This is a genomic window from Pseudomonas sp. Kh14 (assembly GCF_900291005.1).
GTDB classification, from domain to species: Bacteria; Pseudomonadota; Gammaproteobacteria; order Pseudomonadales; family Pseudomonadaceae; genus Aquipseudomonas; species Aquipseudomonas alloputida.
On the sequence record NZ_OLKJ01000139.1, the window covers coordinates 1 to 266 of the forward strand.

At 42.5% G+C, this 266-nt stretch carries 1 protein-coding gene; it reads right to left on the reverse strand.

The window, feature by feature from the left end; all coding sequences use genetic code 11:
- Window positions 1–266 (reverse strand): glycosyltransferase (locus FQ668_RS27590; protein WP_144180789.1); only part of this gene is annotated, 266 nt, incomplete at both ends.

The following is a 266-nucleotide window of genomic DNA, read 5'->3' on the forward strand; positions in this document are numbered from 1 at the left end:
CCTTTAGAAGTTAGTTTTTTCTTCAATTCTGTATCTTCAATAATACTAACCATGGCATTAGCTATCTCCTCCACATTTTCCGGACTCACCAATAAGGCCGCATCTCCGACAACTTCAGGCAATGAAGAAACGTTGGACGTTATAACGGGGGTACCACAAGCCATTGCCTCTAAAGGCGGCAATCCAAAACCTTCATATAGTGACGGGAAAACAAAGACATCGGCAAAGTTGTACAGAGCGATCATTTCCTCGATTTTTGCATATCC